The sequence below is a fragment of the Raoultibacter timonensis genome, from assembly GCF_022845715.1.
GTDB classification, from domain to species: Bacteria; Actinomycetota; Coriobacteriia; order Coriobacteriales; family Eggerthellaceae; genus Raoultibacter; species Raoultibacter timonensis.
The window spans coordinates 3,147,465-3,164,111 of sequence record NZ_AP025564.1; the positions used below are offsets into that span (position 1 = coordinate 3,147,465).

The 16,647-nt window shown below is 60.5% G+C and carries 11 protein-coding genes; 7 read left to right on the forward strand and 4 right to left on the reverse strand.

Annotation, left to right across the window (positions count from 1 at the left end; all coding sequences use genetic code 11):
- Positions 1 to 3 precede the first annotated feature (3 nt).
- Positions 4 to 2,493 (reverse strand): molybdopterin-containing oxidoreductase family protein, encoded by a 2,490-nt coding sequence (locus MWL89_RS12925; RefSeq protein ID WP_244386514.1) that lies wholly within the window; start codon positions 2,491 to 2,493, stop codon positions 4 to 6.
- 222 nt (positions 2,494 to 2,715) lie between these two features.
- On the opposite strand from MWL89_RS12925, the gene MWL89_RS12930 reads away from it, so the two are divergent.
- Positions 2,716 to 3,969, forward strand: coding sequence for a hypothetical protein (locus MWL89_RS12930; RefSeq protein WP_244386516.1), 1,254 nt, complete (start codon positions 2,716 to 2,718; stop codon positions 3,967 to 3,969).
- Between the two features lie 12 nt (positions 3,970 to 3,981).
- On the opposite strand, the gene MWL89_RS12935 is transcribed toward MWL89_RS12930, so the two are convergent.
- Positions 3,982 to 4,401 carry an RrF2 family transcriptional regulator gene (locus tag MWL89_RS12935; RefSeq protein ID WP_102379757.1) on the reverse strand — a complete coding sequence of 140 codons (420 nt, stop codon included), beginning with the start codon at positions 4,399 to 4,401 and terminating at the stop codon, positions 3,982 to 3,984.
- 310 nt (positions 4,402 to 4,711) lie between these two features.
- On the opposite strand from MWL89_RS12935, the gene cysK reads away from it, so the two are divergent.
- The 3 genes from cysK (at position 4,712) to nifU (ending at position 7,356) form a co-directional block, all read left to right on the forward strand.
- The gene (gene cysK, locus MWL89_RS12940; RefSeq protein WP_244386518.1) at positions 4,712 to 5,632 is read left to right on the forward strand and encodes a cysteine synthase A; all 921 of its coding nucleotides are present in this window, start codon (positions 4,712 to 4,714) and stop codon (positions 5,630 to 5,632) included.
- 18 nt (positions 5,633 to 5,650) lie between these two features.
- Positions 5,651 to 6,838, forward strand: coding sequence for a cysteine desulfurase NifS (gene nifS / locus MWL89_RS12945; protein WP_244386522.1), 1,188 nt, complete (start codon positions 5,651 to 5,653; stop codon positions 6,836 to 6,838).
- A 62-nt stretch (positions 6,839 to 6,900) separates the two neighbouring features.
- The gene (nifU, locus tag MWL89_RS12950; RefSeq protein ID WP_102379760.1) at positions 6,901 to 7,356 is read left to right on the forward strand and encodes a Fe-S cluster assembly scaffold protein NifU; all 456 of its coding nucleotides are present in this window, start codon (positions 6,901 to 6,903) and stop codon (positions 7,354 to 7,356) included.
- A 202-nt stretch (positions 7,357 to 7,558) separates the two neighbouring features.
- On the opposite strand, the gene MWL89_RS12955 is transcribed toward nifU, so the two are convergent.
- Positions 7,559 to 9,025, reverse strand: a complete 1,467-nt coding sequence (locus MWL89_RS12955; RefSeq protein WP_102379761.1) for a helix-turn-helix transcriptional regulator — start codon at positions 9,023 to 9,025, stop codon at positions 7,559 to 7,561.
- Positions 9,026 to 9,334: 309 nt separating this feature from the next.
- Between MWL89_RS12955 and MWL89_RS12960 the strand changes: the two genes are divergently transcribed.
- Positions 9,335 to 11,104 (forward strand): FAD-dependent oxidoreductase, encoded by a 1,770-nt coding sequence (locus MWL89_RS12960; protein ID WP_244386524.1) that lies wholly within the window; start codon positions 9,335 to 9,337, stop codon positions 11,102 to 11,104.
- A gap of 113 nt (positions 11,105 to 11,217) precedes the next feature.
- On the opposite strand, the gene MWL89_RS12965 is transcribed toward MWL89_RS12960, so the two are convergent.
- The gene (locus MWL89_RS12965; protein ID WP_244386526.1) at positions 11,218 to 11,649 is read right to left on the reverse strand and encodes a hypothetical protein; all 432 of its coding nucleotides are present in this window, start codon (positions 11,647 to 11,649) and stop codon (positions 11,218 to 11,220) included.
- A gap of 648 nt (positions 11,650 to 12,297) precedes the next feature.
- Between MWL89_RS12965 and MWL89_RS12970 the strand changes: the two genes are divergently transcribed.
- On the forward strand, positions 12,298 to 13,629 hold the full coding sequence (locus MWL89_RS12970) for an MFS transporter (RefSeq protein ID WP_244386528.1): 1,332 nt from the start codon (positions 12,298 to 12,300) through the stop codon (positions 13,627 to 13,629).
- A 1,109-nt stretch (positions 13,630 to 14,738) separates the two neighbouring features.
- A complete protein-coding gene (locus MWL89_RS12975) occupies positions 14,739 to 16,646 on the forward strand; it encodes an MFS transporter (protein ID WP_244386530.1) in 1,908 nt (635 codons plus the stop codon).
- Position 16,647: the final 1 nt, after the last annotated feature.

Below are 16,647 nucleotides of genomic sequence, written 5' to 3' on the forward strand. Positions count from 1 at the left end.
CTACTACCTCCCAGCTCTCTCGACTTCAATAAGCCCTGCCGTGAGAAGCGCCCCGACGATATGGGGAGCGTGCTCATCGCCGATCAGAAAATTGGGCGTGCCCCTCAGGTCGAGTCCGTAGGGCATGTTTTCCGTCTTCTCTTCGATCTTCGGCGTATACCATGCGCCGTGAAACACGGCGGCCGTTCCCGGCATCATGCGGGACGTGACGTACACGGGCATGCGCACCTCGCCGAATTCGTTGTACGCGCGCGCAACGTCGCCGTCTTTCAGACCCCGCTTCTTTGCATCGACGGGACTCATCCAGATCGCGTGGCGATAGCACTCGTCGCGCAGCTGGGGATTCGCGTCGAGGCAGGCGTGCTGCCGATATGCGGAGACGGGCGTTACCAGTGAGAGCGGATACCGCTCGGCCTTCGGGTTGTAGAAGCTGTCGTTTGCGGGTTTGCCTTCCATGTACGCGGGGTCGTAAACGGGGATCGGCTCGAGACCTCCCCGATACCAGGTCTGCGTCCTCATATCGAGCAGCTCAACCGTCTTCGAAGAGAACTCGATCTTGCCGCTCAGCGTAGCAAACGGGCTTTTCTCCTCTTCCGCTTCCATGTAGTTCTTGTAAGGATAGAAGGGTTTGTCGATCGGGATGCGCACGACGGGCATCTTCAAGAATTCGTTCCAAGGCTTCGGCTCGATACCAAGCGCTTTCAGCTCACCGGTCGGATCGGCCGCCCACGCATCGTAGGCCTCGTGATAGAGTTCATGCACCGCATCGTCCCATTCGTCAAGCGATACGTTCGCCAGACGGGGATTGTACTTCTCCGCAATACCGAGCCTCTTCGCAATTTCGGTGTGTACCCAATGGATCGGACGCACCTCGCCCGGACGCTCGCAGATCTTATCGGCGTACAGAAAGTAATTGCGCATGCCGTTCGGGCCGTACATGAACCGCTCCGAGCCAAGTTGGTAGTTATCGCGCGATTCGAACATCATGTTGACGCCCGGGAACACGATGTCCATGAACTCCAGGGACGCCTGCCCGTAATGCCACTGGAAACCCCAGTTGAACTCGCACATCTCAAGCGATTTCATGCGCTTGTTGGTTTCGTGGTGACTGATGGGATACTGGTTTTCGACGATCATCATCTTAATGTTCGGAAGCGGGGATGCCGGAGGCGAGCCGATGAGCGCGCGATACGTCTCCTCGTCGATGGTGCCGCTATCGAGGTTCGGGCGCTGGATGATGGCCTCTGCAATCTTTTGGATGTTGTAACAGACGGGGGGATTGTACTCGGGAGCCGCCTGCTGCCAGTCGACGGAGGGGAACGGCATCCTCGGAGGCGTGATCAGACTGCATCCCGTCTCGCAACCGCCCGGGATAGAGAGGTTTCCCGTCATCGCCTGCAAAAGCATCGCCGCGTTCGCCGCATATTCGCCGAGATGACGTTTCGCCGGCGCATAGTAAAAATGGAGGTGGACCGGCTTGCTCGTTGCATACAGATTCGCAAATCCCCTGATCGTTTCCGCTGGAAGAGCGGTGATAGGCTCTGCCCACTCCGGTGTCTTCGGAATGCCATCGGTTTCTCCCATGACGTATCGGCGCCAGGCCTCGAAGCCGTCCGGTTCAACCCATCGGTCAACGTATTCGCGGTCGTAAATGCCTTCGCTGTACAGAACGTAGGCGACCGCAAGGAGCATGGCGATGTCGGTGCCGGGGCGTATGGGAAGCCATTGGTCGGCAAGCGTCTCTGCGCTGTTGGTGTAGCGCGGATCGATGACGATGATCTGCGCGCCGCGTTCTGCAGCGAGTTTCATGTAGTAGGAGACCGACCCGTACCAACCCACCAAAGGATCGAGGCCCCAAAGCACGATCAGCTTCGAATTGAACAGATCGGGCGCCTCGAAGCCAACGCATACGTCGGTGTTGCCGTGAAACGCCCCCACCATGTCGAATCCGAGGTGCATTTTCTCACCGCACGTCGTTCCCGAACATGAGCTATCGCCCCACGCAGCCATGCCCATGCCAAACCAAGGGGCCAGCTTGAAGCCGCAATCCTCGAACACATCGTCTACGCTGTGGGCTATGCAGTACGGACCGTATTTTTCTTTGAATTCCACTAGCTTTCCGGCAACCGTGTCGAGCGCTTCTTCCCAAGAAATCTCGACAAAATGACCGTTGCCCGGGCCTTTGCCCCCAATGCGCTTAAGCGGATGAAGGATCCTCGTCTCGGCGTTGAGTTCCCCTTTCCAAGCGTGGCCCATGGCGCAAGGTCTCATCTGCACCATGCCCTGCCAAAGAGCTTCCTCGCTCACGTCTTCGCGCGGCAACCCGGCGTTGATGCTGTCATCCGCAGAAAGCGAAACGAGCTCTCCGTCTTTCGTTTCGCATCTGACGATGCAGCTGGCATCCCAACACCCGTTCTGCGCACAGCACGTGTACTTGATTTCTGTGCCGTCGTGCGCCGCAGAAAGATCGCCGATTACGCGTTCTCTCGTCATTATTCCCCCTCACTGAATCAATTCGGCTGCTATGGTGCGGAGCATATCGTCTTGAACAGGGAATTCATTTATAGCAAGATGGAAATAATGATGACCTTGCGCTTTGAATTGCAGGAAGAGACCCTAACCTGCAATGTTGTAGCTTGTTACCCTAAATGACAATATAATGATCCAAGCGGAACGAACAACCATGCTCGCATGCACTTGTCTTAGGGGGAGCCAATGGAAATGCGCAGCTTATCCCGATACGAATCGATCTGCATCGACGGCTATACCGCAGGTCTTCTCTCTTCTTCAGAAATGGACTTGGTGAGGTTCGACGCACTTGCATCCCAAAGCCAGCTCATGAGCGAAACCAGGCAGCAGCTGTTGCGTGTCGAGGCGCTTTCGTCCGTGAGCATCGATGGGAGACGCGTGAAATACCTCGACCTCCTTAAGCTGGAGGCCGCCATTCTCAACACCCCGTTCACCGACGACGACTGCACGAGGCTCTACCGCCTCGCGAACAAACTGGGGCTCGAAGACGCCTCGGGCGCCACCGTTTCCTACCGCTACATGCGAACCGTCGATTGGGTCGCGCGCAACATCGCGAAAGACACCGTCATCGATTCGGGCATCTTCGAAACGATCCGCGATCTGTACAACGAAAACGAGATCGAAGCCATCGCAAATCCGGAATCCCTCGATCCTCGCGAGCGAAGAGCGATCCGCAGGAAAGCGGAATCCGCCGAAAGCAGGCGACAAACGCCTGCGAAGGATGCGCTCATCGACGACTATATCGACCTTTTGAACGCAAACATATTAACCCCCTCGGCGCAAGCTGAAATCTCTCATGCCCAGCTGCAGCTGATCAAGCCCTACGAGGGAAACCTCGATGCATACGAACGAGTTTTTTCCCATCTGGTCTTCTACCGGCGAGGAGTCCTTACCAGCAGCATCGCTCCACTCGCCATCGGCCCGGCGCGAAACGTCACACGCCACGTTCAATCGCTCGTTTCGAACATGGAAGGTCTCGTCAACAGTAAGACTTCCGAAACGAGTGTGCAAACGGATTTCCGACACAGTTCCTATTGCGCTGAAATGGCCGTGAAGACCGCCTACCTTTGCCAAAGCATCCTTGCCGCCTATTGGCAGAGATGGCAGAAAAGCCTCAGCAAGACGCGGAGCGATTCAGCAACGCTCACGCTCGCCAAGCTATTCCTCGGATGGCCCTGCCTCACCATTGCAATTGCGTCAGAAAAAATCGGACGGGGTTTTTCAGCGACCAACAACGCCATGAAAGAGCTCACGGAAGCAGGAATAGTCCGCGAGATATCCCGCCTGTCGAAACACCGCCTGTTCTGCGCCGTCGACCTCGCCGAAACGCTTGAAAAGCTCATGGAGAAAGCAATCTCCTCCGAATTGCTCAACCGCGACAAGATACTCGACGCCATCCTGCAGCCCGAATACGGCGGGGATGCAGACAGGCGCTCGTAAAGCACCGAGCCGCTACATCGCACAATCGGGCTTGTTCACCAGATCGGCAAGCGATACGCCATCGACGTACTGCTCGATCGTTTGATCGAGACCTTCCCAAAACGATATGGTGTTGCACTCGCCCCTGCGCGGGCATACCCCGAAATCATCCTCGAGGCATGCAACCGGAGCGCAGCTGCCCTCGGCGGCTCGCAGCACGTCGCCTGCGGTCATCTCGGCAGCGGGCCGCGTGAGCACATATCCGCCCCGTGCGCCGCGCGTGCTCTTCAGCAAGCCGGCGCGCACCAGACTTCCTGCAAGCTGCTCAAGGTACTTGATAGAGATGGATTGACGCTCGGCGACCTCGCGCAGCGGCACGCGAGCGCCGTCGCCCTGTTCGGCGACGTCGATCATCAAGCGCAAGGCATAGCGTCCTTTGGTCGAAATCATCATTGCGGTACCCCATCGTCTGATCCGGATTAGAAATACTTCTTGACGCCCGAAAACCGATGAGCTCAATCATACGGTCGGTTCGGCGAGCATGGTAAAGCAGCCTTCATTGTACCCGCCGCAAACCGCCGCAGGGGCACAAAGCACATATGTGGCTTCGAATTCTCGTCGCGTGGGCCTATTTCCTACTATATTACTATGTTTTTTCGACCATTCGGCAACATATCTTGACTTTTCCACTATTGCGAGTATCTTATTCCTAGTATATTACTGGGAATTATGGTGACGTAAGACGAACGACGAGGAGCACACCATGTACGCACGGAACATCGACAACCTGATCGGCAACACCCCCCTACTCGATATATCGGGCATTGCGGGCGAGCAGGAGCTCGCACGAATACTCGGCAAATTCGAAGCCGCCAACCCCGGCGGAAGCGTTAAGGATCGCATCGCCAAAGCGATGCTCGACGACGCCGAGGCCGAGGGCCTTATCGCCCCCGGCGGACGCATCATCGAACCCACAAGCGGCAATACCGGCATCGGCCTTGCCATGCTCGCCGCAGCCAGGGGCTACGGCCTCACACTCGTCATGCCCGAAACCATGAGCATCGAGCGCAGGAAGCTCTTGGCGGCATACGGCGCCGAACTCGTGCTGACCGAAGGCGCGAAGGGCATGCCCGGCGCCATCGCGAAAGCGGAAGAACTGCTCGGCGAAGACCCTGCAGCATTCATGCCGCGGCAGTTCGAGAACCCCGCCAATCCGCGCGTCCACTTCGAAACGACCGGACCCGAAATCTGGCGCGACACCGACGGCAACGTCGACGTGCTCGTCGCGGGCGTCGGCACCGGCGGCACGATCTCGGGCGCGGGCGCGTTCCTGAAGAACAAGAATCCCGATCTCTTCATCGCGGCCGTCGAACCCGACGAGTCGCCCGTGCTTTCGGGCGGGCAATCGGGACCGCACAAGATCCAGGGCATCGGCGCGGGCTTCATACCCGACACGCTCGACACCGCGATATACGACGAGGTCGTCCGCATTCCCACCGCCGAGGCGTTCGCCGTCCAAGCCGAGCTCTCCCGCAACCTCGGGGTGCTTGCGGGCATCTCGTCGGGCGCCGCTACGGCAGCCGCCCGCGCGCTTGCCCGAAGGCCCGAGTTCGCAGGCAAGACCATCGTCGTCGTACTGCCCGATACCGGAGAGCGCTACCTATCCATGATCGAGCCGAAATAGCACCAAGGAGCATTCACCATGAAGCAGATATATCTCGACAACGCGGCCACCACGCAGATGCGCCCCGAAGCCCTCGAAGCGATGATGCCGCACCTCACCGAAGCATACGGCAATGCGAGCTCGATCTATCCCCTCGGGGAAGAGGCGGCCGCAACGCTCGCCGAAGCGCGCCGCACCGTTGCGCAGGCCATCAACGCCGATGATCGCGAGGTGTACTTCACTTCGGGCGGCAGCGAATCGGACAACTGGGCGCTCATCGCGACGGCTGAGGCATACGAGTCCAAAGGCCGCCACATCGTCACGAGCGCGATAGAGCACCACGCGATCCTCCATACGGCCGAATACCTCGAGAAACGCGGCTTCGAGATCACGTATGTGCCGGTCGACGAGTTCGGCATCGTCTCCCCCGCCGCGCTCGAAGCGGCCATGAGGCCTGACACGATCCTCGTCTCGATCATGTTCGCCAACAACGAGATCGGCACCGTCGAGCCCCTCGCCGAGCTTGCGAAGATCGCCCACGCCCACGGCGCGCTCTTCCATACCGATGCGGTTCAGGCGTTCGGGCATCTGCCCATCGACGTCAAGGAAATGGGCATCGACATGCTGTCGGCTTCGGCCCACAAGATCTACGGGCCGAAGGGCACGGGGCTCCTCTACATGAGAAAAGGCGTTCGAAGCAAGGCGTTCATCCACGGCGGCCAGCAGGAGCGCGGGCTTCGCGCGGGCACCGAGAACGTCGCGGGCATCGTCGGATTCGCCAAGGCGACCGAGCTCGCGTTAGCCGAGCAGGCAGAAGAGGCCGCACGGCTGTGCGAACTGCGCGATTACGCCATCGAGCGGATCGAACGCGAAATTCCGCACAGCCGCCTGAACGGCCACAGGCGCGAGCGCCTGCCCAACAACGTGAACTTCTCGTTCGAGTTCATCGAGGGCGAGGGCATGCTTCTGCAGCTCGCGTTCAAGGGCGTCAGCGCTTCGAGCGGATCGGCCTGCACCTCGGGATCGCTCGACCCGAGCCACGTGCTGCTGGCCATCGGGTTGCCCCACGAGATCGCGCACGGGTCGCTGCGCCTCACACTCGGACGCGACACCACCCGCGAGGACGTCGACTACACGATCGACGCGCTCAAGGGCACGATCGAGAACCTCCGCGCCATGAGCCCGCTGTACGAGGACTTCCTCAAAGACCAGAAAAAGGCAAGTTAGAAACCGAGCCGTCGCGCGAACGGCGACAGACCTGCAAGCAAAGAAACCGGAAGGAGCCGATCATGGCTTTTGCCTATAGCGAAAAAGTAATGGACCACTTCACCAACCCGAGAAACGTCGGCGAGATAGAGAACTGCAGCGGATGCGGAACCGTCGGCAACGCCCAGTGCGGCGATATCATGCGCGTATACCTCGATATCGACGACAACCGCCGCATCCGCGACGTGAAGTTCAAGACCTTCGGGTGCGGCGCCGCCATCGCCACCTCTTCGATGGCCACCGAGCTCGTCAAGGGCAAGACGATCCAAGAAGCGCTCGAGGTCACGAACAAGGCGGTCATGGAAGCACTCGACGGCCTGCCGCCCGTAAAGGTGCACTGCTCGCTGCTCGCCGAAGAGGCGATTCATGCCGCGCTCTGGGATTACGCCGAACGCGAGGGAATCGTGATCGAGGGGCTCGAAAAGCCCAAGACCGACATTCACGAGCACGAAACCGAGCCGGAGTACGCGCTCGCATAGCGGCTTCGGGGCCGTACCGAAACAGGTTCGAAGGCGGAGGGCTTCGGCTCTTCGCCTTCGAGCATTCGGCTTCGAGCTTATGCGCTCAGGACGCTCGGCTCCAGACCGATCGCGCCGCGAGCGAGAAGAGCGCGGCTGCCGCCCAGAGCCATTGCAGCAGCGCATCCAAGACTGGCGGCCAGCCCGTCGGCGTCGACAGCGATTACGCCTTTCCGAGCAAGCGACAACGCGCCTCGACCAAGTCGATCGCCTCCTGGTTCGAATGGATGTCGAGTTTACGGTAGATGTGCTGGATGTGCTTCTTGGTCGTGTTCTGCGAGATAAACAGCGTTTCCGATATATAGGGACCGGTCCGTCCCCGCGCCATGAGAGAGAGCACCTCCGCTTCGCGCGGCGACAGCTCGAACTCCTGCTGCACCTGGGCGATGGCCGCATCGAAGAACCCATCGAACGACGAGGGTTCCGATTGCGCGGCAGCCGATCCCTTCTCCCCCTCAACCCTCGCTATGCCCTCACCCGCACGCTCGCGGAATATCCATGCGAACGAAAGGCCGATGCACAGAAGCGAGAGGATCGAGCAACCGATCAGCAGGCCGGTAACGCTTTCGGCATACTGGGCGAGATACACGCCGACGAAGCCGCCTGCCGCATACCCCGCATACAGCGCAGCGAAACCGACCCCGTACACCGAAACGGGCAAGACGTTCTGCCGATGGGATAGTTCGGCCAAACCCACGATAAGCGCGACGAACCCGAAACGGTTGCCCATGACGACGAGCACGCTCCATACCGCATCGGCATGGAGAAACGGCGTGAGCACCATGGCGAACACGAACATGAGCGTGGCGATGGCAATCGCTCCGGGAATGAACAGGTTGGCAAAGCGATCCCCATGGGGCAGAAACACCGCAAGGCAGAACAGCACTGCAAGGGCGCAGAGCGACCCGGCGGGAACAATCGCCGCATTGATGAACGTGTAGGAATGGGTGTACAGTACGCTTCGGAGCATGAAGTACATGACGCCGAACGCCGCCACCGCCACCGCGAGAACCCACGTCCAAGCGAACGTCGGGGATTTGCCCTTCAGCTCCCGAGCGCTCTCGCGATACGGAGCGAAATGCAGCAAGACAGCGGCGAGCACTGGCAGCAGCGCCGTGGTAACCAGTAAAGCCGCAGACCCCATGGTCTGAACGCACACGTACTGTACGACCGCCGATACGGCATCGGCCACGAGCACGATGGAAAACGTCCGCCAACCCCCTATGGCGCCGAACCGCTCCGCCCACACGAGAATGAACCACGCGATGCTCAAGCCGAACGTCGCGATAAGGCAGGGGTTCGGCGTTTCTCCCGCTAGGCGCTGCAGGCACAAGACGATGCTCGACACCGATCCGATAATCGGCACTGCGATGCAGAGCGGCTTGAGGTAGAGCGTCCGCACGATGCCTTTGTGAGCGAGAAACGCCGCCAACGCGCACAGCAGGGCGACCGTAAGGAAGGCCGGCGACCACAGGATGGGTATCTCCCCAGCACCCTGGTACGCCGTCAGATACCGGTCCCGCTCCATCGAATCCCATGCGACGTACATCATGTACCCGAGAACGACGATCATGCCGCCCCGCTTGAGGTCGTCCGCCGTCGACTTCACCGTTTGAAGAACGCGGCCCATCCTGCCTCCTGTCGCACCCCGGCCCGACGATTCGAGCCGATTATAGCATTACCTTTTCATGTCGTTCGGCTCGATCGCCAATTACCCGATCAGGGTGATAATAATTAAGTTTTTCCTGTTCAACCAAATGTTTCAGCAAATACCCCCATACAGGCCATTCTCCCCGCCCCCTTACCGCCCTACGATAGCAGCCGCCAAGCGGGGCGGATCGGACACGGGGTCCGATCGATGTTTTGAGGGAACACGAGGGGTTGTACGGCAAGCGCGCATAGACCGCTTGGGCGCTCGCCGTCAGTCAAGGAGACCATCATGGAAAACGTAATGAAAACCGAGCAGGGCCAAACCGCCGCGGGCCTGACGCGCCGCGGGTTTCTCGGAGCGCTCGGCGTAGCCGCCGCAGCTGCAGCGGGGGCATCGCTTGCGGGCTGCGCTCCGCAGGGAGCAACCGCAAACGCCGCCGTCGGCGTACCCGAGTCATGGGACTACGAATGCGACGTGGCCGTCGTCGGGTCGGGCACCGTGCTCACCGGTGCGGGCAAGGCTGCCGCCGAGGGCGATCGCGTGATCATCATCGAAGCCGCCGACAAAACCGGCGGCACGACGGCCACATCGAACGGCCAGACGTGGATGCCGCTCAACTCGACGGCGATGGCCGACAACCTCGACGACCGCGACGATGCGCTCGCCTACATCACGGCCACCGCAGCCGGCAAATCGACTCCCGAAATCCTCGAGGCGTTTCTGACCTACGGGCCTGAAGCCATCGACTTCCTCGCCGAAACCGCCGACTTGTCCTGGGAGATCAGCCCCCGCATCGACTATCACTACGACGTGTTCCCCGGAGCAAAAGATCAGGTGCGCACCATCGCTCCCGTCGGCAAGCAGTCGACCGAAGCCGGTCAGATGACCGGGGCCTTCGGCACGACCTCGTCGGGCGCGTTCGTCACCGACCCCCTCGCCAACGGCATCGTCGAGAAGTACGGCGGAGAGATCCTCACCAACACAACCGCCAAGCGCCTGATCACCCGCACGACCGATGATGGCACCGCCGAGGTCATCGGCCTGCAAGCCGAGACCAAGAACGGCAAAACGGTCAGCATCAAGGCGTCGAAGGCGGTCATCCTCGGCGCCGGCGGCTTCGGCTGGAACGACGACATGAAGCGCCAGTACATGGAGATCCCCGCAAACCGCACGATGGAAGTTGCCACGTGCAAGGGCGAGGGCATCCTCATGGGGCAGGCGGTCGGTGCCGACCTCGACCTCATGTCCTATGCATGGGGCCAGGTCGTCTGCGTCGACCCTGCCGACATGCCCTATCACGAGTGGTGCGACGCCCCCACCGAATACAACGATTTCGGACTCGGCACGTTCTACGGCCTGATGTGCAAGGCTGGATCGTGCGTGCTCAACAAGTTCGGGCGCCGCTTCATGGACGAGGCCGTCGACTACGACTCGCTCTGGCATGGCTTCTGGGGCCGCGATCTGGGCCTCTCGGGTGACGAAGAGGGTGCAACCTACGGAACGAGCTGGACGAACATCCCCGCGTTCTACATCTGCGACTCCACCGTCGCCGATGCTGAAAACTCGACCATGCGCGACGCAAACGGCGACGTATGCTCCTGGGTGGCCTACCAGGCCGACACCCTCGAGGCACTGCTCGACCAGATTCCTTTCCGCGATGCCTACGCTCGCGAAACCGCCCTCAAAACCATCCAGTCGTACAACGAGTACGCTGCGCAAGGCGTCGATCCCGAACTCCATCGCGGCGAGACGAAATGGGATCAGGGCGGCACCTCGCGACCCGAATCGTGCCTCGCCCCCATCGAGGCGGGCCCGTTCTACTGCGTCATCTGCGAGCCGTACCCGATGTGCACGAAGGGCGGTTTGAAGGTAAACGAGAAGGCCGAGGTCATCAGCGTCACGGGCGAAGTCATCCCGCGCCTGTACGCCTCGGGCAACAACGCCGGCATCGGCGGGCCCGGCCTGTTCTACAACGGCGCGGGCGGCACGCTCGGCCCCGGATTCGCCTTCTCCTACATCGCCGGGATGAACGCCACGGCGCTCTCACCCTGGGAATAACGATCACCCGACCGTACCCGCTTTTCTTCAGCGAAGCCCGACCGGCGCGTTCCCTCAAACGCCAGTCGGGCTTCGCCCGTTTCAGACCCGTGCGTTCCTGCGCGTATGAAACGCTACATGCTTCGCTGTATCTTTGCAATCCACAACAGGTAGCCGAGAAACGCAACCACTTCAAGACCGATCATGATCAACACGCCGGCAACACTCAGCTGATCGGAGACGAACAAGGCGAGCACCCCGATAGGCACGAGCACCGAAAGCAGCGTAAACGCCTTCTCGGCGGCTTGGGACCGTATGGCGATGTTGCGCTCGTCGGCTTCGCTCACCAGCTCGCTTGACGTCGGTTTATGGAGCCACGATGCGATGCTGCAGATCAAAAGCGCAACCGCGCAGCCGCCGAAGCCCCACACCGCCTTGCCCGCCGTAGGGAACATATCGGCAGCGCCGCCGATGTTGAGACCGAGCGCCACCGTGACGAGCAGGCACAAAAACCCAATTGACAGCGTTACGACCGATGTCGTCCGACTTTTCGTTGCAGTGGCCATCGGGATCCTCCTAGAATGCGCGGTTCCACTCGAACACCGCCTCGCACCTCTCTCGGCAGATGCGGGCTCGAATGCACCTTATGGCTAAAATGTAAAGCTAGCTTTCCATATAGTATAGACAGCTCTTCATGCAATGTAAAGCAAGCTTTCCATTTTTCTCCGCAATGCCGTATGTTTTCCGTTTCTCCGCTTTTTCTCGCGTGCTGCGCAATTAACTGTCGATCGTCTTCCCTTCTCATGGTAAACTCAAGGCCGTTTACGGATCGACGGCGGCAATCGAGATGCCAGCCTCGCATCGATCTGAGAGGAACCGAGGAGATTATGGCAGGGATTCATCACATGTTTCTTTAACCCGCTAGGGTACGAGAGACTTGTCCGCGACATCACGCGTGCTTCGGCATGCGGATGCGAATCACCTTGCACTGTTTCGGTTCTATCGCTTCACTTGCCCTGCGCCTGCCCATCATGGGGCGCAATCGGAACTTCCGTGGCGGCAGAGCGCCTCCGATCAGCACAGTTGCATCGCATCCGCACCCGATAGTTGCGGAAAATTCCAACAGGAATAGCTGGCAAGGCTCCCCCCGCAACCCCACACTGAAATTGAAAGCGCGCTACTGAACATCGAACGAGAACAAGGAGTTTCATTATATGACGGAATCGACAACCGTACTCAGCGCAGCGGGCCGACCCTTGCCAAAGCGCTGGCTCGCGATTATCGCGACCATCTGGGCGGGTCAGGCCGTCTCGATGGTGACGAGCTACGCTGCAGGATATGCTGCCGTGTGGTACATCACCGAGACGACCGGCAGCGCCCTCATGCTCGCCGCCGCAACCATATGCGCCTATCTGCCCCAGGGGCTGCTCTCGCCCTTCGGCGGCGTCATCGCCGATAAATACAACCGCAAGATCGTCATGATCGTCGCCGACATGAGCGTCGGCGTGGTCTCGCTCATACTCGGCATCTTCATCCTGCTCGGAAAGGCGTCGTTCGGGCTCATCATCGTCATGATCATCGTCCGCAGTATCGGCCAGGCCTTCCACGGCCCCGCCATGATGGCGGCCATGCCGCTGCTCGTGCCCGAGAAGCACCTGCTGCGCATCAACACGCTCGACCAGCTGCTCATGAGCATGGCGAGCATCGGCGCGCCGGCATTCGGCATCTTCCTCTACACCGTTATCGGGTTCTATTCGGTCATGTTCCTCGACTTTTTGGGAGCCTGCGTAGCCGTGCTCGGCTTGGCACTCGCAAAGATCCCGACCATCCACGACGAAACGACGGAAAACCAGCACGTGCTCGCCAACATGCGAGACGGATGGAAGGCGCTGTCGGCGAACCGCGGTCTCATGATACTGATCGTGGGCATCACGCTCGGCATGATGGTGTTCGGGCCTCTGGGCGCGATGTTCCCGCTCATGACCTACGATCACTTCGGGGGCGACGGCTTCGCCGCATCGATCACCGAGGCGGCGTTCGGCGTGGGCATGCTCGTCGGCTCGGGCATCCTCATGGCGTGGGGCGGCGGTAAGCGCCTTGCCGGCCTCATGGCCGTGGCCGCTATCATCGTCGGCACGTCGACAGCTGCATGCGGCCTGCTCACGCCGAACATGTTCTGGGTGTTCGTCGCACTGTGCGCCGTCATGGCCGTCGCGTGCGCCTGGTTCAACGGCCCGCTCATCACCCTCGTGCAGAAAAACGTGCCCGAGGAGAAGATGGGCCGCGCGCTCGGCCTCACCACCGCGGCTATTGGCCTCGCCTCACCGCTTGGCGTGGCGATCGGCGGCGTAACCGCCGAGGCTATCGGCATCGCGCCGTTCTTCCTGGTCGACGGCATCCTGTGTTTGGCATTGGGGCTTGTGCTCTACCTGCCCAAGAGCGTCCGGGCACTCGATACGGCTGCTGCCGAGAGCATCGGGGACGGACAGCCGGGTGCGGATGCGGCCGACGGAACCGCAAACCGCATTGCCGAAACCTGCGAATAGCAGCGGCGGCAAGATCTCCGCGCCGCCGCCGTTTTCCGACAAGGAGTCGGCGGCGCGGTGCCCAACTCGAAGGCTCGCTGATGTGATCGGCGGCGCGGCGTCGATCAGCGGGTTCTTCGGGTTCTTCGGGTTCTTCGGGTTCTTCGGGTTCTTCGGGTTCTTCGGGTTCTTCGGGTTCTTCGGGCTTTCCGACTCTGCCTGAACAAGCAGAGCGATCCGAACGACCTACTTCGAGCGCAGATGCAAGCAGGCAGACGCATATCGAGCGCTCACATTCGCCGCCCTTGAGCCCGACAGGCTCGAAAGCAAAGCTACGTTTAACCGCATCGACTCGTGTCTTGAACGCACGCTCAAGACACGAGTCGTCAATATCGGTATCGGGTGGATGTGCAGGCGCCTATCGCACTCGCTTCGGTGGCCGAAAACCAAATGTTGCCATCTCTTAGCCACAACTGCTGACGACCCGTCGGCATGAGCCACGCAAGCGCAGACCGATGGAGGCTAACGGCCCGCATGGCCTTCCGCTGCCAAAACGCCATTGGCGCGCTTCCGCATAGCTCTTGAGGGGAGCCGACGTTTTGAAACCTCCGAACGGACACATGCCAATCCTGACTTAACAGTGGCATCGCCTAATCTGGCAGAGAATTCGACCTGTGTCAATTCAGGAATGACTTACTTTATTGATAATATGGCTACCCGCAAGAAAACACCAGGTGGCAAAATCGCAATAACCCCCTCGTGCGATACTTACTACCTTATCTTTTGACATAGGTCGAATTCTCTGCCAGATCCAGAGCCATCCGCCACCAAACTGCCATCGATACGCATCCGATCGAGTCTTTAGAGCGGCGGATTGCTATTGGCGTTCTGCGTTTGCGATACGATGATTGTTTGCCGCGACGACCGGAGCCCAGCAAAACCCGCAACGCCCACCCGCGCTTGCGCTGCCCGGTCTGCCCGTGCAAACGCTGCCCGCCGTCGCCCGAATCTCCACAAAATAACGCTTACGAACGCTGCCCGCTCTTCGCTAGAATAGACGCTCGTTCGAGCTCGGCGCGAGAGGCGGTTACTCTCGATCCTCGCCGAGCCGTAGAAAGGATCATGCTTAATTGAATAAGAAAAACTTGCTGCCCATGCTGGCGGTTCTCTACGCATCGGCATTCGTCGCCGCCTTCAACGAGAACATCGTGAACGTCGCACTCGTCGACATCATCGCCGCGTTCTCGGTCGATTCCTCGCTCGCCCAATGGCTCGTCACCGGATACATGATCGTCACGGCTATCATCGTGGCCTGCATGGCCTACCTTTCGCGGCGGTTCTCGGTTCGCACGCTGTTCTTCGCAGGATCGGCGTTCCTCGTTATCGGCTCGGCTGCATGCCTGGTTGCGCCGACCTTTCCCCTGCTGCTTGCATTCCGCCTGCTGCAAGCGGTCGGAACCGGCATCTTCATCCCCCTGATGATGACCGCAGTACTCGCCATCGCGCCCAAGCAGAAGCTCGGCACCTTCCTTTCCGTCGGAAGCTGCTGCATCACGCTCGGCCCCGCGTTCGCGCCGGTTATCTCGGGGCTGATGGTCACCTATCTCGGATGGAGGTCGATCTTTTTCTTGCCCACCGTCGCCATCGCCGTCATCGTCGTCGTTGGCGCTTTCGCTGTGAAGAGCATCCTCGACACCGAGCGCACTGTACTCGACGCCCCGTCGGTCGCCCTCGCAGCGATCGGCCTGACGGCGTTCGTCTACGGTCTTTCGTCGTTCACGTCGGATGTTTTCGTCGGCTTCACCGGCCTCATCGCAGGAGCAGCGACGATCGCCGCTTTCGTACTGAGGCAGCGCAAGCTCGACGAACCGCTCATCGATCTTTCTCCGCTCGTGAATCCGCGCTTCGCGCTCGCCTGCCCGCTCGTGATCGTTGCCATGATGACCACGTTCTCGATGAGCGTGCTGCTCCCCCTGTACTACCAGGGCTCCCTTGAAGCCACCGCTCTCGTATCGGGCCTCCTCATCCTCGTTCCCGTCCTCGTCAACTCGGTGACCGCAATCTTCGGCGGACGCGTCATGGACAAGATCGGCGCATGGCCGCTGCTCCCCACCGGATTCGGCATCATAGCGATCGGACAGGTGGCCATCGCCTTCGTTTCGATGAACGCCGCCCTCGTTCCCGTCCTGGTCGGATCGGTGCTCGTGTACGCGGGCGTCGGGCTCGTCTTCGCCCCCTCGCAGACCGCAGGGCTCGCAAGCCTCACCCGAAGCCAAAACGGCAACGGCGTCACGATCATGAACCTGTTCGTCCAGATTGCCGCCTGCGTCGGACCGGCCCTGTTCGTCGGCATCTACTCGACGCGCGTCGGCGCCGAATCGCAGGCGGGCGCCGCATCGACGCTCGCGCAAGCGGCGGGGTTCTCGAGCGCGGTGTTCGCCGCAGCGGTATGCGCGATCATCGGGTTCCTCGTAGCAGTGTACTACGCGCACAAAGGCGCACCGGGACTCACCGAAGATATGGCGGATAGCGCCGAGACGCCAAGGGCTGCTCCCATCCTTTCTCTGATCGGCAAGTCGGACGCCTATCGGGTTGCAAACACCGCAACCGTGCTCGAAGCGATCGACACCATGGTGAAGACCCAGACGGGCGGCGTGCCCGTCGTCGATGCGCGTGATGCGGTGGTCGGCTTCATCACCGACGGCGACGTCATGCGCTACCTCACCGGCGGCGAGCGCAAGCGGATGGATCCGCTGTACGCCTACCTGTCGATCGCGGAGCGGGGCGATCTGGCCGAGCGGGTACCCGACCTGCTCAAGGCGAACGTTATGGAGCTTGCGACGAAAAAGGTCGTCTGCATCGAGGCGGATGCTTCGGTCGAAGACGTCTGTCTCGCGCTCTCCGATCCGCACATCAAGAAGGTGCCCGTCGTTTCAGGCGGGAAGCTGGCGGGAACCGTGAGCCGCTCCGATCTCGTACGCTACTTCTTGGCGGAATTCGCCGGGCTCCCGAAAAGGGTCGCCTCGGACGCAGCTTAGC

Coding starts and splice junctions, on each gene's coding strand:
- MWL89_RS12925 (WP_244386514.1), bottom strand. CDS start 2,493: ATGACGAGAGAACGCGTAATCGGCGATCTTTCTGCGGCGCACGACGGC.
- MWL89_RS12930 (WP_244386516.1), top strand. CDS start 2,716: ATGGAAATGCGCAGCTTATCCCGATACGAATCGATCTGCATCGACGGC.
- MWL89_RS12935 (WP_102379757.1), bottom strand. CDS start 4,401: ATGATGATTTCGACCAAAGGACGCTATGCCTTGCGCTTGATGATCGAC.
- cysK (WP_244386518.1), top strand. CDS start 4,712: ATGTACGCACGGAACATCGACAACCTGATCGGCAACACCCCCCTACTC.
- nifS (WP_244386522.1), top strand. CDS start 5,651: ATGAAGCAGATATATCTCGACAACGCGGCCACCACGCAGATGCGCCCC.
- nifU (WP_102379760.1), top strand. CDS start 6,901: ATGGCTTTTGCCTATAGCGAAAAAGTAATGGACCACTTCACCAACCCG.
- MWL89_RS12955 (WP_102379761.1), bottom strand. CDS start 9,025: ATGGGCCGCGTTCTTCAAACGGTGAAGTCGACGGCGGACGACCTCAAG.
- MWL89_RS12960 (WP_244386524.1), top strand. CDS start 9,335: ATGGAAAACGTAATGAAAACCGAGCAGGGCCAAACCGCCGCGGGCCTG.
- MWL89_RS12965 (WP_244386526.1), bottom strand. CDS start 11,649: ATGGCCACTGCAACGAAAAGTCGGACGACATCGGTCGTAACGCTGTCA.
- MWL89_RS12970 (WP_244386528.1), top strand. CDS start 12,298: ATGACGGAATCGACAACCGTACTCAGCGCAGCGGGCCGACCCTTGCCA.